General features: G+C 67.7%; 18 protein-coding genes and 1 pseudogene. 10 read left to right on the forward strand and 9 right to left on the reverse strand.

The window, feature by feature from the left end; genetic code table 11:
* Positions 1 to 185 precede the first annotated feature (185 nt).
* The 4 genes from LIU39_RS03860 to dcd form a co-directional block, all read right to left on the reverse strand.
* Positions 186 to 605, reverse strand: a complete 420-nt coding sequence (locus LIU39_RS03860; RefSeq protein WP_227044547.1) for a glycosyltransferase — start codon at positions 603 to 605, stop codon at positions 186 to 188.
* A 54-nt stretch (positions 606 to 659) separates the two neighbouring features.
* Entirely contained in the window at positions 660 to 881 is a 222-nt protein-coding gene (locus LIU39_RS03865) for a hypothetical protein (protein ID WP_227044550.1), read from the reverse strand.
* A gap of 260 nt (positions 882 to 1,141) precedes the next feature.
* Complete coding sequence (locus tag LIU39_RS03870) at positions 1,142 to 1,666, reverse strand: dCTP deaminase (protein ID WP_227044552.1); 525 nt, start codon at positions 1,664 to 1,666, stop codon at positions 1,142 to 1,144.
* Complete coding sequence (dcd, locus tag LIU39_RS03875) at positions 1,663 to 2,190, reverse strand: dCTP deaminase (protein WP_227044783.1); 528 nt, start codon at positions 2,188 to 2,190, stop codon at positions 1,663 to 1,665. Before dcd ends, LIU39_RS03870 begins: the two co-directional genes overlap by 4 nt.
* Before the next feature lie 602 nt (positions 2,191 to 2,792).
* On the opposite strand from dcd, the gene LIU39_RS03880 reads away from it, so the two are divergent.
* From LIU39_RS03880 to LIU39_RS03895, 4 genes and pseudogenes are all read left to right on the forward strand, one after another.
* On the forward strand, positions 2,793 to 3,461 hold the full coding sequence (locus tag LIU39_RS03880) for an HAD family hydrolase (RefSeq protein WP_227044554.1): 669 nt from the start codon (positions 2,793 to 2,795) through the stop codon (positions 3,459 to 3,461).
* Positions 3,462 to 3,592: 131 nt separating this feature from the next.
* Entirely contained in the window at positions 3,593 to 4,813 is a 1,221-nt protein-coding gene (locus tag LIU39_RS35180) for a glycosyltransferase family 2 protein (protein WP_227044555.1), read from the forward strand.
* Between the two features lie 157 nt (positions 4,814 to 4,970).
* Positions 4,971 to 5,372: pseudogene (locus tag LIU39_RS35475) on the forward strand (condensation domain-containing protein); the annotation flags it as partial.
* Positions 5,373 to 5,556: 184 nt separating this feature from the next.
* The gene (locus LIU39_RS03895; RefSeq protein WP_227044557.1) at positions 5,557 to 6,411 is read left to right on the forward strand and encodes a condensation domain-containing protein; all 855 of its coding nucleotides are present in this window, start codon (positions 5,557 to 5,559) and stop codon (positions 6,409 to 6,411) included.
* Positions 6,412 to 6,591: 180 nt separating this feature from the next.
* Here the strand turns inward: LIU39_RS03895 and LIU39_RS03900 are convergent, their stop codons facing one another.
* Positions 6,592 to 8,121 (reverse strand): helix-turn-helix domain-containing protein, encoded by a 1,530-nt coding sequence (locus LIU39_RS03900; RefSeq protein WP_227044559.1) that lies wholly within the window; start codon positions 8,119 to 8,121, stop codon positions 6,592 to 6,594.
* Positions 8,122 to 8,200: 79 nt separating this feature from the next.
* On the opposite strand from LIU39_RS03900, the gene LIU39_RS03905 reads away from it, so the two are divergent.
* Together LIU39_RS03905 and LIU39_RS03910 are read left to right on the forward strand one after the other, a co-directional pair.
* Positions 8,201 to 9,187 (forward strand): SdpI family protein, encoded by a 987-nt coding sequence (locus LIU39_RS03905; RefSeq protein WP_227044561.1) that lies wholly within the window; start codon positions 8,201 to 8,203, stop codon positions 9,185 to 9,187.
* Between the two features lies 1 nt (position 9,188).
* Positions 9,189 to 9,554, forward strand: coding sequence for a GntR family transcriptional regulator (locus tag LIU39_RS03910; RefSeq protein ID WP_227044563.1), 366 nt, complete (start codon positions 9,189 to 9,191; stop codon positions 9,552 to 9,554).
* A 58-nt stretch (positions 9,555 to 9,612) separates the two neighbouring features.
* Here the strand turns inward: LIU39_RS03910 and LIU39_RS03915 are convergent, their stop codons facing one another.
* The 3 genes from LIU39_RS03915 to LIU39_RS03925 all read right to left on the reverse strand — a co-directional run bounded on the left by LIU39_RS03915 (position 9,613) and on the right by LIU39_RS03925 (position 12,011).
* Positions 9,613 to 10,209, reverse strand: a complete 597-nt coding sequence (locus tag LIU39_RS03915) for a sugar O-acetyltransferase (RefSeq protein ID WP_227044565.1) — start codon at positions 10,207 to 10,209, stop codon at positions 9,613 to 9,615.
* Positions 10,210 to 10,287: 78 nt separating this feature from the next.
* Entirely contained in the window at positions 10,288 to 10,794 is a 507-nt protein-coding gene (locus LIU39_RS03920; protein ID WP_227044567.1) for a DinB family protein, read from the reverse strand.
* A 284-nt stretch (positions 10,795 to 11,078) separates the two neighbouring features.
* Positions 11,079 to 12,011, reverse strand: a complete 933-nt coding sequence (locus tag LIU39_RS03925; RefSeq protein WP_227044569.1) for an NADP-dependent oxidoreductase — start codon at positions 12,009 to 12,011, stop codon at positions 11,079 to 11,081.
* Between the two features lie 89 nt (positions 12,012 to 12,100).
* Between LIU39_RS03925 and LIU39_RS03930 the strand changes: the two genes are divergently transcribed.
* Together LIU39_RS03930 and acnA are read left to right on the forward strand one after the other, a co-directional pair.
* Entirely contained in the window at positions 12,101 to 12,481 is a 381-nt protein-coding gene (locus LIU39_RS03930) for a winged helix-turn-helix transcriptional regulator (protein WP_227044571.1), read from the forward strand.
* Between the two features lie 374 nt (positions 12,482 to 12,855).
* The gene (gene acnA, locus LIU39_RS03935) at positions 12,856 to 15,567 is read left to right on the forward strand and encodes an aconitate hydratase AcnA (protein WP_308409339.1); all 2,712 of its coding nucleotides are present in this window, start codon (positions 12,856 to 12,858) and stop codon (positions 15,565 to 15,567) included.
* Positions 15,568 to 15,646: 79 nt separating this feature from the next.
* On the opposite strand, the gene LIU39_RS03940 is transcribed toward acnA, so the two are convergent.
* The gene (locus tag LIU39_RS03940; RefSeq protein WP_227044575.1) at positions 15,647 to 19,054 is read right to left on the reverse strand and encodes a GH92 family glycosyl hydrolase; all 3,408 of its coding nucleotides are present in this window, start codon (positions 19,052 to 19,054) and stop codon (positions 15,647 to 15,649) included.
* A gap of 394 nt (positions 19,055 to 19,448) precedes the next feature.
* On the opposite strand from LIU39_RS03940, the gene ngcE reads away from it, so the two are divergent.
* Both ngcE and LIU39_RS03950 read left to right on the forward strand, forming a co-directional pair.
* Positions 19,449 to 20,888: an N-acetylglucosamine/diacetylchitobiose ABC transporter substrate-binding protein gene (gene ngcE, locus LIU39_RS03945; RefSeq protein ID WP_227044577.1), complete on the forward strand. Its 1,440-nt coding sequence runs from the start codon at positions 19,449 to 19,451 to the stop codon at positions 20,886 to 20,888.
* Between the two features lie 61 nt (positions 20,889 to 20,949).
* Positions 20,950 to 21,873, forward strand: a complete 924-nt coding sequence (locus tag LIU39_RS03950) for a carbohydrate ABC transporter permease (protein WP_227044579.1) — start codon at positions 20,950 to 20,952, stop codon at positions 21,871 to 21,873.
* The last annotated feature ends 43 nt before the right edge of the window (positions 21,874 to 21,916 follow it).

The following is a 21,916-nucleotide window of genomic DNA, read 5'->3' on the forward strand; positions in this document are numbered from 1 at the left end:
GGCCAGGGTGCGGTAATCGTCGCTGACGAGCACCGGCCGCTGATCCACCACGAGCGGCTCCAGGATCGACACGGCCTGGCCGGTGTCGCCGCGGATTCCGTACCAGCGGGCCAGTTGATGGCGGACCGACTATCCGTGTTCATGGTCCGTGCCCAGTTCGTCCTCCACGTCGGGCAGCAGCCCGCTCAGCGACTCGACCGCGGCATCGGAGCCTCCACGGCGACGAGCCCGAACGCTTCCGACTTGGCGGAAGGCACCACCAGAACGTCCTGCTCGGCGAAGACTCGCCACAACTCGGGCCGGCTCGGCCACCCCAGGTAGTGCACCGCGGAAAGGTCCCGCAGCGCCGCGAGTTCGGCGTACTCGCGCCGGGGCGCCGCCATGCGCAGCCGGACGCCCTCGACCTCCGCGAGCAGCGTGGCCAACCCGGCAGTCCCCTTCTCCGCAGTCAGCCGGCCGGTGTACAACACCCGGAGTTCCCCACAGGACCGGGTGCTCCGCCGAGGCGGCCGGGTCAGCAGCCGGTCGGGGATTCCCCAGGGGATGTGGACGATCCGGCGCGTGTCGGTGCCGGCGAACGCCCTCAGGAGGTCGGCCATCGCCATGGTGGGCACCACGATGACCCGGGCCGCCTCCGCAGCCTCCCGCAGCGCTTCGGCCTACGTCGGGTACCGCGCCGCGAAGAGCAGGTCCGTCCCGTGCACGAGAGCGATGCGCGGCCGTTTCGGGTATCCGCGCCGGAGCGCCGGAGTGGCGCCGAACGCCAGGTGCTGGAGATGAATGACGTCCTGCTCATCGTCCGGGAAGCGGCGCGTGACCGCCTCGGTCAGCCGCTCCACGTACGCCCGGAAGCCGGCTCCGCTCAGCTGCTTTCCCGGCACATCCAGGAGAGCCGGTAACCCCGGCGCCGGTCGGTACCGGCGTGTCCTCGGGGGCCAGCATGAAGGTCCGGGCGGACAGCGGCCCGTCAGGAGTCGGATGGAGGTCCTTGAGCAATTCGACGCTCCCGCCGGGGCTGTCCCAGGGAAGGTCCAGGCCGGTCAGAACGTTCATCGCAGCTCTTTGTACCGCCCGGAGGTGTGATGACGCTGGTTCTGCGGGTGCCGGGTGCCGGGTGCCGGGTGATGGGTGTCCGGCGGAGTCAGGAAAGCTCCTCGTGCAGCCGGGAGATGTCCATACCGCCGGTACTGGTGTACTTGCTGCCCAGGATTTGGTAACTGACCTTTTCACCAAAGGTGTCCAGGAAAACGATCTTCCCGAAGGTCATGTACGGATAGATACGGACCGGCTGTGCCACTCGGATCTCCAGGGTCCAGCGAATCGCGTGACCGACGTGTCCGAGCGGTGCCGAGATGTGCACCCAGATTCCCAGCCCGCCAACTGTCCTGTCCCCGTTGATCAGTTGGGCGAAGCGTTCCGACTTCGTTCGCTCGTGGGTGACCCCCAGATAGAGCCTTCCCGGCTCCAGTACATAGCCGCCGGGGCCCAGGGGGATCTCCTGATAGGAGGTGGCCCTCGCGGCGTCGAGTGCGCCGTCACAGATACGGATGCGGTCACCCAGCCGCCAGTCGTAGGCGTTCGGTGAGAGCCTTTCGGGATCGAACGGGTCGATGACGATGTCGCCCTCGGTGACGGCTTTGCCGATGGCCTGGCGAGTGAGAATCATGCGGTCGTCACCCGGTCTCGCCAATACCTTGACTCCTGGGGGCCCGCGGCCGCCTGGTATTTCCCTGTGTAGAGGTCGATTTCCCCCTTGGAGACGAAGAACATGATCTGCCCGATCTTCATCGACGGGTAGACGCGTAACGGGCGCACCGAGGAGAGCATGAGGGTCCACTGCCCGTGGAATCCGATATCCCCGATGGGTGCAGTGATCTCCACGAAAAGACCGAGCCGGCCGATCGACGAGCGCCCGAAGAGCAGCGGCACGTACGTGTCGGAACCGACAAGTTCCATGGTATGGCCGAGATACAACTGGCCGGGCTGGAGAACGAATCCCTCTTCCGGCACTTTGAGCATGCGGGTGGGGTTGTCCGCGTAGGCATCGACGACTTCGTCCGTGTAGACCAGTAGTGAGTCGCCCAGCCGAACGTTGTAGCTGTTGGGGTTGATTTGCTCTTCACTGAACGGCGAAATCTGTATTCGTCCGTCCATGGCCGACTGGGTGATCTCCGGTCCGGTAAGTATCACCACCGCCCCCCAGAGGCTTCGCAACGGGGAAGTGCGCAGGTGTCGCCGTATCCGACCGGTGCTGTGACGTCTAAGTCCACTGGATCACGATCTCCGCAACCGCTTTGTGATGTCAAGAGACCTGCGGGAAGAGCGTGAAGAGGGGGGCGTCAGTTGAGGGTGTGCCGGTGTCCCGCCGTGGCTACGCCACCTTCAATTCCAGGCTGCACAAAAGTGGGCAAAAGGTGCCATTATTTCCATGGTCGGGTTGAGATCGCCTTGTTTTGGAAGTGCAACGGGTGGGCAAGAAGGAACCGGTGAGGCGCCAGGAAAAAATCATGCCGGTGCCTGACCGGCAGAACGGCGATGAACGTTCCGACGGCGGGTTACACCGGTGCCCGGAGGAATCGTGACGGTGGGGCGGGCTGTCCAGCACCACAGCCGGTCGCTTTACCGCGGGCACCGGCGGCCGCGGTAATCGAGCCTTCCGGGAACTGCTCCGCCACAGCGATGACGGCCGGGCGGAAGAGGCAGGCGAAGGCGCGGGGAAAAGCGTCCAGCACGCCCCACTGCGCGATATCGGGGCAGCCGATGAGCCCATCACCAGAAGAGGTAACTCATCAATGCATACGGCGGTACTCTTCGATTTGGACGGCACCTTGATCGACACCGAGCCCCGCAGCCGCGAAGCTTGGGCCCGTCTTTTCCGCTGTCATGGTGTTCCCCATGACGACGCCGTATTACGGGCCTTCGCGGGCCGCCCTGCAAAGGAGGCCGTCGCCGAGCACCTTGCCTCTTTCCCGGGGCACACCGTCGAGGAACTGTGCGCGGAGGCGATGGCGTACACGGCCCTTCCCGATATGCCGGCGGTCGCTCCCGTGTCCGGCGCAAGGGAGCTGCTGCTCCGGCTGCGCCGGCACGGCGTGGCACTCGGGGTGGTGACGTCGGGGCCGCGCGGATACGCGGAGGGAGAACTGGCGGCCATGGGAGCGCTACCGCTGCTGGACGTCCTCATCACCGCTGACGACGTCACCCGCGGAAAACCCGATCCGGAAGGCTATCTGGCCGCCTGCTCGGCCCTGCGCGCGGCACCCGGACAGGCTGTGGTGTTCGAGGACGCCCCGGCCGGAATTCTTGCGGCCAAGCGCGCGGGGGCCTTCTGCGTCGGCCTGACCACTACCCAGCCGGCCAATGCTCTGGCCGGCGCGGACCTGGTCCTGCCCGATCTGGCCGACGTGCCCTGGCCGATCGCCGCGGAACTCGTACCCGACCGCGCGGTCAACAACGCGTGAACGCGAGGGCGCCTTCCCTGAGCGCGGGCACCCGCCACCGCGCTGAAGGTATGCGGCCCAGTGGATTCACGACTTTCCTTTCAGGTTTCGCACCTGGGCAGCCTCTTTTCCGGAGAACTGGGAGTCGCACCGTGACGTCGTATCAAGACCTTGGCCGGACGTACCCGATCGCGCGTGACCGGGACGATTTCGCTGCCGCGGTGGCCAGTAGCGTAGTGCTCTCTGTTGATCTGTTCGCGCAGACGACTGCGCCGGACTACTGGAACTGGTCCGAATCCGCGCACCGTGCGGTGGTCGAATCCCTGCTGAGTGCGGAGGACACGCCGCTGAGCCGGGCCACCGTTCAACTGCTGGCGCATCCCGAAAACGGTGCGTACCACCATCACCTGCAAAACTGCGTCAAAGACGCCCTGGCCGCCGAGCCGAATTCCCTGCCGGACCGGCTGGCCGAAGCGGTCTGGGCCGCGGAACGTGTGTCGAGACTCAGAGTTCACGTCGGCTCCGGCTGGCAAGCGGCCGGAAAGGGCGCGGCGCTGGACGAACTGAAGGGAATTCGGCATACCCGGCAGCCGACGGAAGGGCCTTTCGAAGCCGCCATCGTCATCCCGTTCCGCGGGCGCGATCCGCAGTCGGCCCGAATACGGAACCTCCTGGCCGTTCTGAGCGCCCTGAACCTACAGACCTGCGCACGCCACCGGTATCGGACCGTCGTCGTGGAAGCCGACAGTGAACCACTGTGGAGGAGTGTGGTCGCACCCGCCTGCGACACCTATATCTTTGCCCCTGCCGCCGGCCGGTTCAGCAAGGCGTGGGCGACGAATGTCGGTGTGGTCCAAGGCGCGGCCGAAGCGGAAGCCATCTGTGTTCTCGACGCCGACATCCTGGTGGACGACGACTTCGTGGAACGGGCCTTGGAACGATTCGACGTTCCGGGTACGCAGGCACACTGGCCGTTCCAGGACATGCTCTTTCTGGACGAGAAGAGCAGCGAGGCGGCGATACATGCGCGCAGCCTTGAGCACGGTTCGTCGGTGAACCACGAGCCGATGCGCGGGGTATACATGCGCCGCCCGCCCGGCGGCTGCATCTGGCTGCGCAACGGGCTTTTCCGCCGCATAGGCGGCATGGACGAGAGATTCGAAGGGTGGGGCGGGGAAGACCAGGACTTCGAATGGCGAGTGGACCGCTATGGGGCCCTGGACCGCCACGCGGATCCGATCGTCCATCTCAATCACCCCCGCTCGCCCTACCGGGCCGACGACGGTACCCCGTTCTTCCAGGAGATAAGTTTCTGCAGTTGGCCGTGCGACTCCGACATCGGGAATCTGCACAAATACAGCGACCGGTCATAGCCCACAAGACTTGGGAGATCGCGCGACAAGGAGACCTCGGTGCAATCTTCCCGGACAGCAGAGATCCGCTTTTCCGGCTGCCTTCGCGATACCCGGCGTCTGGCGTGGGCCGCAGCGCCTGCTGTGGAACGACACGCAATGACTCAAGCCGGACGATCACTTCTACAACGTGGCTTTGGAGTTCAGGATCCCGGAAGGGCACTCCACGAAGGACGTGCTGGATGCCTTACGCGCTCTCGTGCGGCGCCATGAGGCGTCGCGGACACGCTTCGTCGTCTCTGCTGCCGGGGAACCGATGCAGGAGGTGACCGCGGAGGGGGCCCTGTCGGTCGACATCCTGTCGACCCGCTCGGCCGATGCCGATGCGACGGCGAAAGAATGGCTCGACACCCGGCACGATATTCCCTTCACCTTCCCTGATGAATGGCCTACGAGGGCTGCGGTGGCCGAGGTCGACGGGGCGCCGGACCGGGTCCTGTTCGTCCTCTCCCACCTCACCATCGATGCGGTCGGCGCGAGAATTCTCGGGGCGGAACTTCATCGCGTTCTGGCGGCGGGCGAGGAGCCCCCGTCTGTGCGGCGTACCAGCCGCTGGACCGGGCCGTGTACGAGGCGACGCGGGGTGGGATACGGAAGTCCGAGAGCACGCTCGGGTACTGGGAAACCGCATTGCAGGCGGCACCTGCACGCCTGTTCACCTATCCCCTCGGAAACCCGACCAGCCGCGGTACGTGAATGTCTCCATGAAGTCGGAGGCGGTCTCGGAGTCGCTGGACATCCTTGCGGCCCGCTACCGTGTCACCGACCCCACCGTCCTGGCGGCGGCGACCGCGGCAATGCTGAGTGCGGTCACCGGAAACAGCAACGTCCTTCTCAAGACGGTGAGCAACAACCGCTTCTCCGCGGATCTCAAGGACATGCTGGGTATCGCGCTGGGGAACTCCCTCATTGCGATACCGGTGGGAGAACGCAGCCTCGAAGACGTTATCCGGCATGTCGGGAAGACGGCCGTGGCCGCCGTCATACATGCGCAGTGCGATCCCGTCGAGCTGTACCGGCACGTGGCCCGCCGGAACCATGAACGCGGTGTCTGCACCGATCTCTTCGAAGCATTCATCAACGACCGCCGGTACTTCAGCTCCCTTTCATCCGACGAGGAACTTTCCTGCACGGAGCTCCGCGAACTCGCCGAGCGAACCACCGTGTATCCCGACGGCGGTTGGCAGCGGCAGAACGCCAAGTTCTTTCTGGACGCGGGCCCGGACGCGGCGGGCGGCGAGGACGTGTTCCGCATCATGGCGGACACCGCATTCCTGTCCACCGCGGAGATCACGCAGTTGCTGCACGGCCTGGAGTCGCTCCTCATCACGGGGTCGGTCGCGAGGTGCCGTGCGCGGAAGTCCCGGACATCATCGGCGTGGCCGGGCCCGAACGGGGCGAATCCTGGAAGCTCATCGACCAGTGCTGGGTTGATGTGGACAGGGCCACCGAAGTCCTGCGGCAGATCTCCGGCAGCACGCAAGCCGCCGTTTTCGCCGTCGATTCCGGGGCCGGAGCGGAGTTGGTGGCGTACGTCCGGAGTGCGGATCCCCTGGTGACCCCGGAGATCCTGCACCGTGCGTTTGTGGCGGCATGGGAAGACCGTCCCTCGGTGACGGCCCCCGGCAGGTACGTCGTCTGCGGGGCGCCGTGTCCGGGAGCCGGCGTACGGGTCGGCCCGGCACCCCGTCCGATGCGTGTTGCCGTGGCTCGGACGGGGCGTGACGCCGGACTTAAGGTCAGATGTCCCGGAACGTCTCGATCTGCGCGCCGATCGAGTTGAGCCGCTCCGCCAGGTCCTCGTAACCCCGGTTGATGACATAGACGTTGCGCAGGACGGACGTGCCCTCGGCGGCCATCATGGCGAGGAGGACGACGACGGCCGGGCGCAGCGCGGGCGGGCACATCATCTCGGCCGAGCGCCAGCGGGTCGAGCCGTCGACCAGGACGCGGTGCGGGTCCAGGAGTTTGACCTGCGCGCCCAGCCGGTTGAGGTCGGTCAGGTAGATGGCGCGGTTGTCGTAGACCCAGTCGTGGATCAGCGTCTGGCCCTCGGCGGCGGCTGCGATGGCCGCGAAGAACGGGACGTTGTCGATGTTCAGCCCGGGGAAGGGCATCGGGTGGATCTTGTCCAGGGGCGCCTGGAGCTTGGAGGGGCGGACCGTCAGGTCGATCAGCCGGGTGCGGCCGTTGTCGGCGGCGTACTCCGGGCTGCGCTCGTGGTCGAGGCCCATCTCCTCCAGGACGGCCAGCTCGATCTCCAGGAACTCCACCGGGACACGGCGGATGGTCAGTTCCGACTCGGTGACCACGGCGGCCGCCAGCAGGCTCATCGCCTCGACCGGGTCTTCCGACGGCGCGTAGTCCACGTCGCGGTCGATCCGTTCGACACCGTGGACGGTGAGCGTGGTGGTGCCGACGCCTTCGACCTTGACGCCCAGCTCCTCCAGGAAGAAGCACAGGTCCTGGACCATGTAGTTGGAGGAGGCGTTGCGGATGACGGTGACGCCGTTGTGCCGGGCGGCGGCGAGCAGCGCGTTCTCGGTCACCGTGTCGCCGCGTTCGGTCAGTACGATCGCGCGCCGCGGGGTGACGGTGCGGTCGACCTCCGCGAGGTAGGTGCCGTCGGTCGCGGTGATCTCCAGGCCGAAGTGGCGCAGCGCCGTCATGTGCGGGGTGACGGTCCGGGTGCCGAGGTCGCAACCGCCCGCGTACGGCAGCTTGAAGTGGTCGACGCGGTGCAGCAGCGGGCCGAGGAACATGATGACGCTGCGGGTGCGGCGGGCCGCTTCGGTGTCCATCGCATCGAGGTTCAGCCGGGCCGGCGGCACGATCTCCAGGTCGTTGCCGTCGTTGATCCAGCGGGTGCGGACGCCGATGCTGCTCAGCACTTCGAGGATGCGGTAGACCTCCTCGATCCGGGCCACCCGGCGCAGCGTGGTCCGGCCGGCGTTCAGCAGCGTGGCGCAGAGCAGCGCGACACAGGCGTTCTTGCTCGTCTTGACCGCGATGCTGCCGGAGAGCCGGCGGCCGCCGACCACGCGCAGATGCATCGGGCCCGCATAGCCGAGCGACACGATTTCGCTGTCCAGCGCCTCGCCGATCCGGGCAATCATCTCAAGGCTGATGTTCTGGTTGCCTCGCTCGATGCGATTGACCGCGCTCTGGCTGGTGCCGAGCGCCTCGGCCAGATGTGTCTGAGTCCAGCCCCGGTGCTGCCGGGCGTCGCGGATGAGCCTGCCGATGCGTACGAGGTAGTCGTCTGCCATGAAGTGACCGTATCTCAGATATGAGATGGCCTTGTAATTGCCAGTTGTTCTACTACTATGCGAATAACTGGAGGTCTCCATGAAAACTGCCGCTCCCTTCACGCGCCCTGTGACCGGCTCCCTGCGGGTCGCGACAGCCCTGTTTCCCTTCCTCGCTGCGATGGCCGTCGTCGCCGGCATCCATCACAAGGTTGCCGACCGGCTCACCGATCCGCTCGCCACCCATTTCGACATCCGGGGCAAGGCCGACGGCTTCACTTCCGTCCAGGGCTTCCTGACGGGCACGCTCCTCATCCTCGTCCTCCTCGGCGCGGGCAGCGCGGTGTTCGTCGGCCGCAAACGCCCCGCTCCTGCGGCCCGCTGGGTCATCGGCACGGGCTGGGGCATCGCCGCCACGGTCGCCCTGCCCACCTCCCTGACGCTGCTGGCCAACGCCCATGCCGACCGGGCGGAATCCGCCCGGCTGCCCCTGTGGGAGCTGGCCGCCGTGCTCGCGGCCGGCGTGGCGGCGGGCGCGCTGGGCTGGCTGCTGGCGGGCCCGGAGCCACGGCCGCAGCCGCCGCGTCCGGGTGCCGCGCCCCGCCTCGCCCTCGGCGCCGGCGAGCGCGCCGGCTGGACCCGCACCGTCGGCTCCCCGCTGCTGTCCGCCGTGGGCCTCCTGACCGTCTGCGGGGGCCTGTTCCTCGGCATCACGGCGGACTGGTTCACCGGCGGGGTGCTGCTGGCGTCGGGGGCCGCGGTCGGTGCCGTGACGTCGGTGCGGGTGACCGTGGACCGGCGCGGTCTGGCGCTGGCGCCGGCCCTGCTGCCGTACGCTTTCCGGCGCGTCCCTTTCGACCGGGTCGCCGAGGCCACCAGCAGGAACGTGCACATCGCCACCGAGTTCGGCGGCTGGGGCTATCGGGTCCGGCACAACCGCAGCGGCCTGGTGCTCCGTTCGGGTGAGGGACTCGTCCTGCGGCTGCACAGCGGCAGGGAATTCGTGGTGACGGTCGATGACGCGGCGACCGCTGCCGCGCTGTTCAACACCTACCTGGACCGCGCCCGCCCCTCGCGAGGAGACTGAGGTGCTGTTCCGGGTCGATCCCAGCTCCGCCGTTGCGCTCGGTGACCAGATCGCCGCCGCGGTCCGCGGCGCCATCGCCGACGGTTCCCTGCACGCGGGGGAGCGGCTGCCCGCGGGCCGTGAACTGGCCGCGTCCCTCGGCGTCAACGTCCACACCGTGCTGCGCGGCTACCAGCGCCTCAAGGAGGAGGGGCTGATCGAACTCCGCCGCGGCCGCGGCGCGGTGGTCACCGACGCCGTGTCCCCCGGCCGCGCCCGTCTCGGCGAGGCGGCCGAGCGCCTGATCGCCGAGGCCCGCAGGCTCGGCCTGTCCGACGACGAGATCGTCGGTGTGGTGCGGACGGGACTGGGACTCGCGGGGAACTGAGACGCGGGCGGTCCGCAGTGCGCCTTTCCCTGCCAGTGCGTTCGGCCCGCCCCTTGCCTCAGCGCTCCCCGGACACCGCGGCCGCCCGGTCCTCGTCGCCGTCCAGCGTGCGGATCACCCGCGCGGGATTGCCGACCGCCAGCACCCCGGCCGGCAGATCACGGGTGACCACCGCCCCCGCGCCGACCACCGTGTTCGCGCCGATCGTCACTCCGGGACAGACAATGACCCCGCCGCCGAGCCAGACGTTGTCCCCGATGGCCACCGGCTCGCCCTTCTCCCAGCCGGCCCGGCGCCGTTCGGTGTCCAGCTCGTGCTGCGGCGTCAGCAGCTGGACGTACGGCCCGATCTGGACGTCGGCGCCGATCGTGACGGGCGCGGCGTCCAGGAAGACCGCGCCGAAATTCACGAATGTCCCGGCGCCGATGCGGATGTGGTAGCCGAAGTCGCAGTGGAACGGCGGCCGGATCCGCACGCCTTCGCCGACCGCGCCGAGCAGCTGCTTCAGGATTCCGGCCCGCTCGGCGGATGTGGTGGCGCCGGGCGCGTTGTATGCGCCGCACAGCGCGATCCGGCGTTCGGTGTCGGCGCCCAGCTCGGGATCGTCGGACACGTACCAGTCGCCGGCCAGCATGCGCCGCTTGTTCTCTCCCACGGGGGGGCACCTCTCCTCGGTCGTCGCACGCGTGCGGGGTGTCGGAAAGCCGCCGCCGTACGGGCCGCGGCGCGCAGGTCAGGCGCCGGTCGCCCCGTCGATGGCCTCGCGCGGCAGGTCGGCGTGGCCGTTGTGCCGGGCGTACTCGTGGATCAGATGCAGCATCACCATACGGAGCGACACGTCCTTGCCCCAGCGGGGCTGATGCACCACCAGGTCAAGCGAGTCCGCGGCCCGCTCGATCCGGCGGGCGTGCCCGACCTCCGTGTGCCACGCGTCGAACGCCTCCTTCCGGTCGGCCGTCCGCGCGTCGTAGGCCACCTGGTAGTCGCCGTCCGGTGACCAGACGAGCGGGACGTCCTGGGCGGCGACGGCTCGGCGGAACCAGGCCCGTTCCACCTCCGCCATATGCCGCACCAGGCCGAGCAGGGACAGCGTCGACGGCCGGCTGGACTGCCGGCGCAGCTCCTCGTCGCTCAGGCCCTCGCACTTCATGGCGAGCGTGGCCCGGTGGTGGTCGAGGGTGGCGCGCAGCATCTCGCGCTCGCTGCCCGTCAGGGGCGGATCGGTCCGTTCGATGGTCATGATCGCGTCGTCCCCGTCGCTCGTGTCCCGCAGGCCGGGCCCCGAACCCAGTGGGCGCCTTCGTGCGGTGACAACGATCGGGCGGGGCCTGGGGCGGTCTCGTTGCGGCACGTTCCGTGTCCTGTCGCAACGAAGCCAGTCGTCCGTATGACGGTGACCTGCATGGACTGAGTTGGATGAGACAGGTCGACTCGGTTCGTTGAGACGAAAGGCCGGAGCCGGCCCGTGGGGACTCAGAGGACATCTCAGTGGGGCCTCGGCTCACGCGAGGCCCCTCGACGGGCTCAGACGGTGAGGACGAGCTTGCCCTGGAGGTGACCGCCGTCGAGCAGCCGGTGCGCGTCGGCGACGCGCTCGAACGGGAACGTCTCCTGCACGTGGACCCGGAGTCTGCCCTGTTCGACGAGTTCGACGAGACCTCGCAGAGCGACCGGATCGGGGTCGACCGCGATGCCGCTGAAGCGCATGCCGGCCGCCTCGTACTTGGCGACCAGCTCCGAATCCCCCTCGGCGACCGCCGTCACCAGGTGACCGCCCGGTCGGAGCACTTCGAGCGACCGCTCGACGGTGTCGCCGCCGATCGTGTCGAGCACGACGTCGATGTCGCGGACCGCCTCGGTGAAGTCGACCGCCGTGTAGTCGATCACCTCGTCGGCGCCGAACCCCTCGACGAACTTCTGCTTGCTCCCGCTGGCGGTCGCGATCACGTGCGCGCCGAGCGCTTTCGCGATCTGGATGGCGACGTGGCCGACCCCGCCACCACCGCCGTGGACCAGGACGCGGTCGCCCTCGGTCACGCCGCCGAGGTCGACGAGGCCCTGCCACGCCGTCAGCCCGACGACCGGCAGCGCGGAGGCCTCGACGTGCGAGAGCGACGCAGGCTTGCGTGCCAGGTGCAACGCCGGCGCCGACACGACCTCGGCGTACGCGCTCGCCGCCCGCGGGAACAGCGGCATCCCGAACACCTCGTCGCCGGGCCTGAACCTATACGTCAGAGACCCCTCCTCGACCACGCCGCTGATGTCCCAGCCGAGGATGAACGGCGGCCGGCCGAGCAGCGGGGGGAACTCGCCGGCGCGCAGGAGCGCCTCCAGCGGGTTCAGCCCGATCGCCTTGACGCGGACGAGAACCTCGGTCGGGAGCGGCTGGGGCTCGGGCGCGTCCACGATGGTGAGCACCTCGGGACCGCCGAGCATCTGCTGGGTGATGACTCGCATGACTCTCCTGGCTTGGGAAGGGGAGAGAACCCAGGCTATGAATTTGATAGGAACCAGCAGGTACCTTCGGCGCAGGTACCTTGGGCGACATGAGCGGTTTCGGTCCCGGTGATCCCTTTCTCGCCGACTGTCCAGCGCGTCTGGCGGTCGAGCTGATCGCCGACAAGTGGACGGTGGTCGTGCTCTACGGCCTCAGCAAGGGCCCGGTGCGCCATGGCGAGCTGATCGAGCTGATCGGCGGCATCTCCCGCAAGATGCTCACCCAGACGCTCCGACGACTCCAGGCGCACGGACTCATCCGCCGCCACGCCTACGCCGAGGTACCGCCCCGCGTCGAGTACGAGCTCACCCCGCTCGGGGCGACGCTGATCGATCCGATCCACATGCTGACCGAATGGGCGAGAGCGAACGGCGACGCAGTGCTCGATGCGCTCGACGCGGACCCCGAGCCGGTCGCCCATGGCGACTGAGGCCCCGGCTAGGGACGGCCTCGCGAGATCCACCCCAGCCGGTACAGCCATCCAGCACCCTCAGAGCAACTCAGCCGCGCGACTTCGGTTCGCTGAGACAGAAGGACGAACGACTCGGTTCGTTGAGAAGCGACTCGATTGAGCGAGACGGGACAGCTCCGCCAGGGCATGACCCCGCCGCGGCGATGTATTAGAGTTATCTCGACATCGAGATATCTGCCGAGAGGCGTACCGCTGCCGCGCTAGTGAGGCATACCTAACTTAGGGATACCTTAGCGGATCGGCAAGGACCTGCAACGGACCCGTGCGACGACCGTCGCCACCGGGCCACCAGTGCGGTGGTACGCGCGAATTCATGCATGAAGGAGACTGTCGTGTCGGCGAACAGCTTCGACGCCCGCAGCACGCTGCGCGTGGGTGACGAGTCGTACGAGATCTTCAAGCTGGACAAGGTCGAGGGCTCCGCCCGCCTGCCGTACAGCCTGAAGGTGCTGCTGGAGAACCTGCTCCGTACCGAGGACGGCGCGAACATCACCGCCGACCACATCCGGGCGATCGGCAGCTGGGACTCGCAGGCCCAGCCGAGCCAGGAGATCCAGTTCACCCCGGCCCGCGTGATCATGCAGGACTTCACCGGCGTGCCCTGCGTCGTGGACCTCGCCACCATGCGCGAGGCCGTCAAGGAGCTGGGCGGCGACGCGGCGAAGATCAACCCGCTCGCCCCGGCCGAGCTGGTCATCGACCACTCCGTCATCGCCGACAAGTTCGGCACCAACGAGGCGTTCGCCCAGAACGTCGAGCTGGAGTACGGCCGCAACCGCGAGCGCTACCAGTTCCTGCGCTGGGGCCAGACCGCCTTCGACGAGTTCAAGGTCGTCCCCCCGGGCACCGGCATCGTCCACCAGGTCAACATCGAGCACCTGGCCCGTACGGTCATGATCCGCAACGGCCAGGCGTACCCCGACACCCTCGTCGGCACCGACTCGCACACCACCATGGTCAACGGCCTCGGCGTGCTGGGCTGGGGCGTCGGCGGCATCGAGGCCGAGGCCGCGATGCTCGGCCAGCCGGTCTCGATGCTCATCCCGCGCGTCGTCGGCTTCAAGCTGACCGGCGAGCTGACCCCCGGCACCACCGCCACCGACCTGGTCCTCACGATCACCGAGATGCTGCGCAAGCACGGCGTCGTCGGCAAGTTCGTCGAGTTCTACGGTGAGGGCGTCGCCGCCACCTCGCTCGCCAACCGCGCCACCATCGGCAACATGTCGCCGGAGTTCGGCTCCACCGCCGCGATCTTCCCGATCGACGACGAGACCCTGAACTACCTCAAGCTGACCGGCCGCAGCGAGCAGCAGGTCGCCCTCGTCGAGGCGTACGCCAAGGAGCAGGGCCTCTGGCTCGACCCGGCCGCCGAGCCCGACTTCTCCGAGAAGCTGGAGCTGGACCTCTCGACGGTCGTGCCGTCGATCGCAGGCCCGAAGCGCCCGCAGGACCGCATCGTCCTCGCAGACGCTGCTGAGCAGTTCGCCCAGGACGTCCGCAACTACGTCTCCGAGGACGAGGAGTCGGGCAAGGAGTCCTTCCCGGCGTCCGACGCCCCGGCCGCCCACAACGGCGTGCCGACCCGTCCGACCACCGTCACCGCCCCCGACGGCTCGACGTACGAGATCGACCACGGCGCCGTCACCGTCGCCGCGATCACCTCCTGCACCAACACCTCGAACCCGTATGTCATGGTCGCCGCCGCGCTGGTGGCCAAGAAGGCGGTCGAGAAGGGCCTGACCCGCAAGCCGTGGGTCAAGACCACCCTCGCCCCGGGCTCCAAGGTCGTCACCGACTACTTCGACCGTGCGGGCCTGACCCCGTACCTCGACAAGGTCGGCTTCAACCTCGTCGGCTACGGCTGCACCACCTGCATCGGCAACTCGGGCCCGCTGCCGGAGGAGGTCTCCAAGGCCGTCAACGAGCACGACCTGGCCGTCACTTCGGTGCTCTCCGGCAACCGCAACTTCGAGGGCCGGATCAACCCCGACGTCAAGATGAACTACCTGGCATCCCCGCCGCTGGTCGTCGCGTACGCCCTCGCCGGCTCGATGAAGGTGAACATCACCAAGGACGCCCTCGGCATCGACCAGGACGGCAAGCCCGTCTACCTCCAGGACATCTGGCCCACCGAGGCCGAGGTCAACGAGGTTGTCGCCTCCGCCATCGGCCAGGACATGTTCTCCTCCTCCTACCAGGACGTCTTCGCCGGTGACGCCCAGTGGCAGGCGCTGCCGATCCCGACCGGCAACACCTTCGAGTGGGACGCCGAGTCCACCTACGTCCGCAAGCCCCCGTACTTCGAGGGCATGACGATGGAGACGACCCCGGTCGAGGACATCGAGGGCGCCCGCGTGCTCGCCAAGCTCGGCGACTCGGTCACCACCGACCACATCTCCCCGGCCGGTGCGATCAAGGCCGACACCCCGGCCGGCAAGTACCTCACCGAGCACGGCGTCGAGCGTCGCGACTTCAACTCCTACGGCTCGCGCCGCGGCAACCACGAAGTCATGATCCGCGGCACCTTCGCCAACATCCGCCTGCGCAACCAGATCGCGCCGGGCACCGAGGGCGGCTTCACCCGCGACTTCACCGTCGAGGGCGGCCCGGTCTCCTTCATCTACGACGCCTCGCAGAACTACCAGGCCGCCGGCACCCCGCTGGTCATCCTGGCCGGCAAGGAGTACGGCTCCGGCTCGTCCCGCGACTGGGCCGCCAAGGGCACCGCGCTCCTCGGCGTCAAGGCCGTCATCGCCGAGTCCTACGAGCGCATCCACCGCTCGAACCTCATCGGCATGGGCGTCCTCCCGCTCCAGTTCCCCGAGGGCGCCACCGCCGAGTCGCTCGGCCTGACCGGCGAGGAGACCTTCTCGGTCACCGGCGTCACCGGCCTGAACGACGGCGGCATCCCCGAGACCGTCAAGGTCACCGCGGGCGACGTCGAGTTCGACGCCAAGCTGCGCATCGACACCCCCGGCGAGGCGGACTACTACCGCAACGGCGGCATCCTGCAGTACGTGCTGCGGTCGCTGATCAACAGCTGAGTGCCCTGAGCACCTGAAGGGCCGCACTCCGTCGATACGGGGTGCGGCCCTTCGCGCATGTACGGGTGCGCGGCCCGGACTACGCCAGCAGCTCGATCTCCGCCAGAGAGCTGCCCGGCCCTTCCGGCACCAGGCGGTAGTGCCGGTAGCTGCCCGGTGTGCCGACGGCGAAGACGCGGGTCTGGTGGTCCCAGCGGAAGGACTCGCCCGAGCGGTGGTCGAGCGGCTTCCAGTGGCTGCCGTCGGCGGAACCCTCCAGCGTCCAGCCCTTGGGCGCCTTGGCGCGATCCGCCGAGGTGAGGGTGTACGAGGTGACCTCGGCCGGCTTCGCCAGGTCGACCGGGGTCCGGGTGAACGGTGCCGAGGTGCCGGAGGTGTTGTCGAAGAGCGGTCCGGCGGCCGGGTCCGTCACGTCGGCGGGTGGCGAGGGCACCTTGTCGTCGCGGGTGATCGACGTGGGGGCCGCGTCCTTGCCGGTGCCCCAGGACGACGGGCGGGCGCCCATCGCGAAGTCCAGGGTGCCGCCGCGGGCCAGCAGCTCGTGCGGCAGCGCGGTGGAATTCCACGGCTTTCCGTTGACCCGCAGATTCTGGACGTAGATATTCCGTGCGCTGTTGCGGGGCGCGTTGACGACGAGGTCGCGGCCGTTTTCCAGATGGACGGTGGCCTTGGTGAACAGCGGGGAGCCCACCGCGTATTCGCCCTGGCCCATCACCAGCGGATAGAAGCCGAGCGCGCTGAAGACGTACCACGCGGACATCTCACCGTTGTCCTCGTCGCCCGGATATCCCTGCCCGATCTCGCTGCCGACATAGAGCCGGGACAGCACTTCGCGGACCTTGTCCTGCGTTTTCCAGGGCTGTCCCGCGGCGTCATAGGTGTACGCGATGTGGTGCGAGGGCTGGTTGCTGTGCCCGTACATGCCCATCCGGGTGTCCCGGGCCTCGGTCATCTCGTGGATGACGTCGCCGTAGGAACCGGCGAATTCCTTCGACGCGGTTTCCGGGGTGGCGAAATAGGTGTCCAGCTTCTTCGCCAGACCGGCCCTGCCGCCGTAGAGGTTGGCCAGCCCGCGGGTGTCCTGCGGCGCGGTGAAGGCGTACGTCCAGGCGTTGGTCTCGGTGTAGTCGTTGCCCCAGACCCGCGGGTCGAACTTCCCCGGCGGCAGCCGCCAGTTGCCCTTGGCGTCCTTGCCCTGGAAGAAGCCGGTGCCCTTGTCGAAGAGCTTGACGTAATTCTGGGCGCGGCCCAGGAAATAGTCGGACTCCTCCTTGTAGCGGGCCTTGTGCGTCTTCGCGTGGAGGGCCTTGCCCATACGGGAGATGCCGAAGTCGTTGAGGTAGCCCTCAAGCGCCCAGGAAGCGCCTTCCCGGGTGTCGGTGCTGGTGTAGCCGAGGAAGGGCGATGTGCTCATGCCCTTGCGGCCGACACCGGGGGACGGCGGGGCGACGGTGGCATTCTTGACGGCTGCTTCGTAGGCGGCCTCGGCGTCGAATTTCACGCCCTTCACATAGGCGTCGGCGAAGGCCACATCGGAACTCGTTCCGGTCATCAGGTCCGCATAGCCCGGCGACGACCAGCGGGATATCCAGCCGCCGTCCTTGTACTGCTGGACGAATCCGTCCACCATCTCGCCCGCCCGTTTCGGGGTGAGGAGGGAATAGGCCGGCCAGGTCGTCCGGTAGGTGTCCCAGAAGCCGTTGTTGACGTGGATCGAGCCGTCGACGATCTTCGAGCCGGTGCGGGTCGGGGTGTCCTCGCCGACCTGGGGGGAGAACGGGCTGGCGTAGCGGGTGCGCGAACCGACCTGTTCCGAGCCGGAGTTGGGGTAGAGGTAGAGGCGGTAGAGGTTGGAGTAGAGCGTGGTGAGCTGGTCGCGGCTGGCGCCCTCGACCTCGATGCGGCCCAGGATGTCGTCCCACTGCGCCTGGGCCCGGTGCTCGGTCCGCGCGAAGGACGTGCCGGCCGGTATCTCGCGGGAGAGGTTGGCCTTCGCCTGGTCGGTGCCGATCAGGGAGGTGGCGATGCGCAGGGTGACGGTGCGGTCGGCGCCGGGCTTGAAGCGCAGGTAGCCGGTGACGTCCTTGCCCCCGCCCCCGTCGAGCCGGCCGCCCCGGGTGACCGGCGCGTCGAAGACGCCGTAGACGAAGAGCCGGGTGGCGCCGGTCGACAGGCCGCTCTTGACGTCCGAGAAGCCGCTGACGGTCCCGTGCGCGGGGTCCAGGGTGAGCCCGCCCTTGTTGCTGACGTTGTCGAAGATCAGGTTCGCGTCGTCGCCGGGGAAGGTGAAGCGCATCATCGCGGCGTGGTCGGTCGGGGTGATCTCCGTCTTGAGGCCGTTGTCGAAGGTCACGCCGTAGTAGTGCGGCTTCGCGGTCTCTCTCTCATGGTGGAAGGGCAGCGCGCGGGCGGTGCGGGAGGCGTCCGGGACGCCGTGGGCCGTCGACGGCATCACCTGGAAGGTCTGCCGGTCGCCCATCCAGGGGCTGGGCTCGTGGCTGGCGCTGAACGCCTGGAGGGTGGGGAGGTTGTCGGCGTTGTTCTTTTTCGCGTACTCGTAGAGCCAGTCGGACGAGCCCGCGTCGGTCACCGGCGTCCAGAAGTTGAAGCCATTGGGGACGGCGGTGGCGGGGAAGGTGTTGCCGCGCGAGAAGCTGCCGCTGGAGAGGGTGCCGCGGGTGGTCTTCGCGTAGTCGGAGAGATGGGCGAGCGGTTTGTCCTGGGGCTTCGGGCCGATCGTGAGGTCGTCGACCCAGCCGCTGAAGGCCGGGGCGGTCTTCGGGGCGGCGGGCGCGTCGTAGGCGACCAGGATCCGGTCGATGACCTTGCCCGCGGCCACCGCGCCGATCCGCGAGGTGCGGTCGTTCCACTGGTTGACGTAGAGCATCTTGGCGGCGGCCTGGCCCTGCGGCGTCAGCGGGGTGCCGTGCTGGTCGACGGCGTGCAGCTCGCTGAGGTAGCTGCCGTCGGTGAAGGCCAGGTCGACGGCGATGTGGGTCGCGGGGTAGTCCAGGTCGGTCTTCGCCATCTCCGGGAAGATCTTGTAGGAGAGCGAAGTGGCCGCGGTGACCGGGGTGTTGACGTCGAAGACCTTGTTGTACGCGTAGCCGTGGCCGGCGGCGGCGTGGGTGCCGGCATAGTGCAGCGCATGGCGGCCGGAGAAGCCCGCGCCCGCCTTGGCGGTGGGGGAGTCGGCGGGTCCTGTGCCGGTACGGGTGGTCATTCCCGGTGTCGCGGCGCCGCCCTGCGGGGTGACGCCGGCGGCCTTGGGGTGCCCGTCGGGACCGGTCTCGGGGGTGTCGTTCCAGTCGGGCAGCGGCTGGCCGGGCTCGAAGGAGGAGCTGAAGGCCGCCGCGCCAGGGGGCTTCGGGGGCGGCGCGGCCTGGGCGGCCGGGCCGTACGCGGTGAGGACGAGCAGCGCGGCGGCCGCGAGGGCGGCGGGCCTGGCTATCGTCCGCAGGGGGGTGTGCCGGTGTCTGAGCCGCACGCGAGCCCTCTCAACGGTGTTGACATCGTTGTCAGTTGGATAACGCAGAGATAAGTAACGTGCGTGGGATCTTTGGTGTCAAGAGTGCGGAGCGATCCTGCGATACGGCCGCCGCGGAAGGCGCGCCGGCCGATGAGGTCTCAACTCGGGAAAGACACTGCCGAACCGTGCATTCGATCTTGCCGGTCGACCGGAAGTGGACTATACCTGTCGGCGTCCGACCGGCCGTGACCACAGGCCCGCGGACCCGGGGGGAAATGCGGGGATCGGATGATTTCCCCGCATATCTCTAGCGTGCCCGGTGCACATCCCGTACAACTCAGCTCCATCTGATGACCTGCGGTACCGGGAGTTCCGGTACCGCCTGAGTCCAGCAGAAGGCGAGGACTTGCGCATGGGATCCACCTCGGAATTCAACCGCCGCGATCTGGTCAAGCGAGCTGCGGCCCTCGGAATTGTCGCCATTCCGGCCATGAGCGTTCTGACAGCATGTGCCGGAGCGGGCGGAGGAGGCGGCGACAAGGTCGAAAAGGGAACCAAGTCCGCCAAGAATCCGCTCGCCGTCAACGAATCCGCCGGCCTCGATGTCGTCATCTTCGACGGCGGATTCGGTGACAAGTACGCGAAGGCTGCACAGGGCGAGTACACCAAGGCATTCCCGAAGGCCGAAGGGAAGGTCAAGCTCTCCTCGACCCAGAAGATCCAGTCGACGCTGCAACCCCGGTTCAACGGCGGAAACCCGCCGGACCTCGTCGACAACTCCGGTGCCGAACAGATGGACTTCGGCACGTTGGTGAGCAAGGACCAGCTCACCGATCTCACGCCGCTGTTCGACGCCCCGTCCATCGACGACCCGAGCAAGAAGGTCAGAGACACGCTGCGCCCCGGCGTCCTCGAAATGGGCCAGTTCGGCGGCAAGGAGACCTGGGTCCTCTACTACGCCTACACCGTCTACGGCGTGTGGTATTCCAAGGGGAATCTGCAGAAGCTGGACGCGGAATACCCGGAGACCTGGGACGACATGCTCGCCCTGTGCGCGAAGGCGAAGAAGCGGGGCATCGCCGGCTGGACGTACCCGGGCAAGTACCCGTACTACTTCCCCTTCAGCCTCTATCCGTTCATCGCCAAGATCGGCGGCGCCGAAGTGCTGCGGCGGATCGACAATCTGGAGCCGAACGCCTGGCACGACCCGGCGGTCAAGGACGCCTTCAACGCCTATTACGAGCTGTACCAGAAGGGCTATGTCCTCAAGGGCTCGCCCGGACTCGACCACCTCCAGTCGCAAAATGCCTGGGCCGAGGGCAAGGCGCTGTTCATCCCCAACGGCTCCTGGGTCGAGAACGAGTCGGCCAAGCAGATCGCCAAGGACCCGAATTTCCAGCTCGCGGTCGGCCCCCCGTCCAGCCTCTCCAGCTCCGACAAGATGCCGTACGGCACCCTCTGGGCGTCCGGCGGCGAGCCGTACATCGTGCCCAAGAAGGGGCGCAACTCCGAGGGCGGCATGGAGCTGCTGCGCATCATGCTCGGCAAGAAGTCCTCGCAGAATTTCATCGAGCAGGTCTCCTCGCTGACGTCGCTCGACGGCGGCACCGAGGGAATCACCTTGCCGCCCGGCCTGGCCTCGGCACAGCAGGTGCTGAAGAAAGCCGGCGGGAATATCGTCAATCCGCGGATGCAGGACTGGTACGTGGCCCTCCAGAAGGAGAAGATCGGGGTCGGCGCCATCGGCGAGATGATGGCGGGCCGTATGACACCCGACGAGGCGATCAAGAAGATCCAGAAGTATGCCGACGACACCCGTGCGGATTCCAGCGTCACGAAGTACAAGCGCTGACCGGTGAGTTCGATGCGTCACCAGTGGCAGCATCCGCAGCCAGAGAACGGGATCGGTGGTCATGCAGCACGGTAAATACCGTTTCATCGCGGGGTTCCTGGCCGTCCCGCTGGCGATTTACGCGGTTTTCGTGATCTCGCCGTTCGTCCAGGCCATCTACTACTCCCTCACGGACTGGACCGGGCTCAGCTCGGACATGAAGATGGTCGGGTTCGACAACTACGCACGGCTCCTCAAGGACAGCGTTTTCTGGTCCGCCGTGGGCAACAGCGTGACGCTGTTGCTGCTGCTGCCGGTGGTGACGCTCTCGCTCGGCCTCTTCTTCGCCTTCATGCTCAATGTCGGCGGCCGGCGGCGGAAGAAGGCGGTCATCGGCGGTGTGCGCGGCTCGGGCACCTATAAAATCGTCTACTTCTTCCCGCAGGTACTGTCGGTCCCGATCGTCGCGTTGCTCTTCCAGTTCGCGTACAACCCGGAGAGCGGGGCGCTCAACGCACTCTTCAAGGCGATCGGCCTCGGCCAGGTGCAGCCCGACTGGCTGGGCGATCCCCAGATCGCCCTGTGGTGCGTCATGGCCGCGATGGTGTGGGCGAATGTCGGCTTCTACGTCGTGCTCTTCTCGGCCGGTATGAGTTCCATCCCGAAAGACTTCTACGAGGCGGCGCTGCTGGATGGCGCCAACCGCATCAACACGTTCTTCCGGATCACCCTGCCGCTGCTGTGGGACACCGTGCAGACCGGCTGGATCTATATGGGAATTCTCGCCCTGGACGTCTCGGCCTTCGCTTTCGTGCAGATCATGAGCGTAGGGCCCGGAGGCCCCGACTATTCGACAGAGGTCCTTCCGCTGTACGTGTACCAGAAGACCTTCCGCGACGGTCAGGCCGGATACGCGACCGCCATCGGCGTTTCCCTGCTGATCGTGACCCTCATCTTCTCGGCCATCGTCATGCGGCTGGGACGACGCGAGCGACTGGAGTTCTGATGAGTGCGCAGACCGGCCCCGCGGGCCGTCCGGATGCGACGGA

The organism is Streptomyces pinistramenti (genome assembly GCF_020564935.1).
In the GTDB taxonomy this organism is placed as follows: domain Bacteria; phylum Actinomycetota; class Actinomycetes; order Streptomycetales; family Streptomycetaceae; genus Streptomyces; species Streptomyces pinistramenti.

Bases quoted from the DNA above. Each gene is read 5' to 3' on its own strand.
- LIU39_RS03860 (WP_227044547.1), bottom strand. From the start codon at position 605: ATGGCGATGGCCGACCTCCTGAGGGCGTTCGCCGGCACCGACACGCGC.
- LIU39_RS03870 (WP_227044552.1), bottom strand. From the start codon at position 1,666: ATGATTCTCACTCGCCAGGCCATCGGCAAAGCCGTCACCGAGGGCGAC.
- LIU39_RS03880 (WP_227044554.1), top strand. From the start codon at position 2,793: ATGCATACGGCGGTACTCTTCGATTTGGACGGCACCTTGATCGACACC.
- LIU39_RS03895 (WP_227044557.1), top strand. From the start codon at position 5,557: ATGAAGTCGGAGGCGGTCTCGGAGTCGCTGGACATCCTTGCGGCCCGC.
- LIU39_RS03900 (WP_227044559.1), bottom strand. From the start codon at position 8,121: ATGGCAGACGACTACCTCGTACGCATCGGCAGGCTCATCCGCGACGCC.
- LIU39_RS03905 (WP_227044561.1), top strand. From the start codon at position 8,201: ATGAAAACTGCCGCTCCCTTCACGCGCCCTGTGACCGGCTCCCTGCGG.
- LIU39_RS03920 (WP_227044567.1), bottom strand. From the start codon at position 10,794: ATGACCATCGAACGGACCGATCCGCCCCTGACGGGCAGCGAGCGCGAG.
- LIU39_RS03925 (WP_227044569.1), bottom strand. From the start codon at position 12,011: ATGCGAGTCATCACCCAGCAGATGCTCGGCGGTCCCGAGGTGCTCACC.
- LIU39_RS03930 (WP_227044571.1), top strand. From the start codon at position 12,101: ATGAGCGGTTTCGGTCCCGGTGATCCCTTTCTCGCCGACTGTCCAGCG.
- ngcE (WP_227044577.1), top strand. From the start codon at position 19,449: ATGGGATCCACCTCGGAATTCAACCGCCGCGATCTGGTCAAGCGAGCT.
- LIU39_RS03950 (WP_227044579.1), top strand. From the start codon at position 20,950: ATGCAGCACGGTAAATACCGTTTCATCGCGGGGTTCCTGGCCGTCCCG.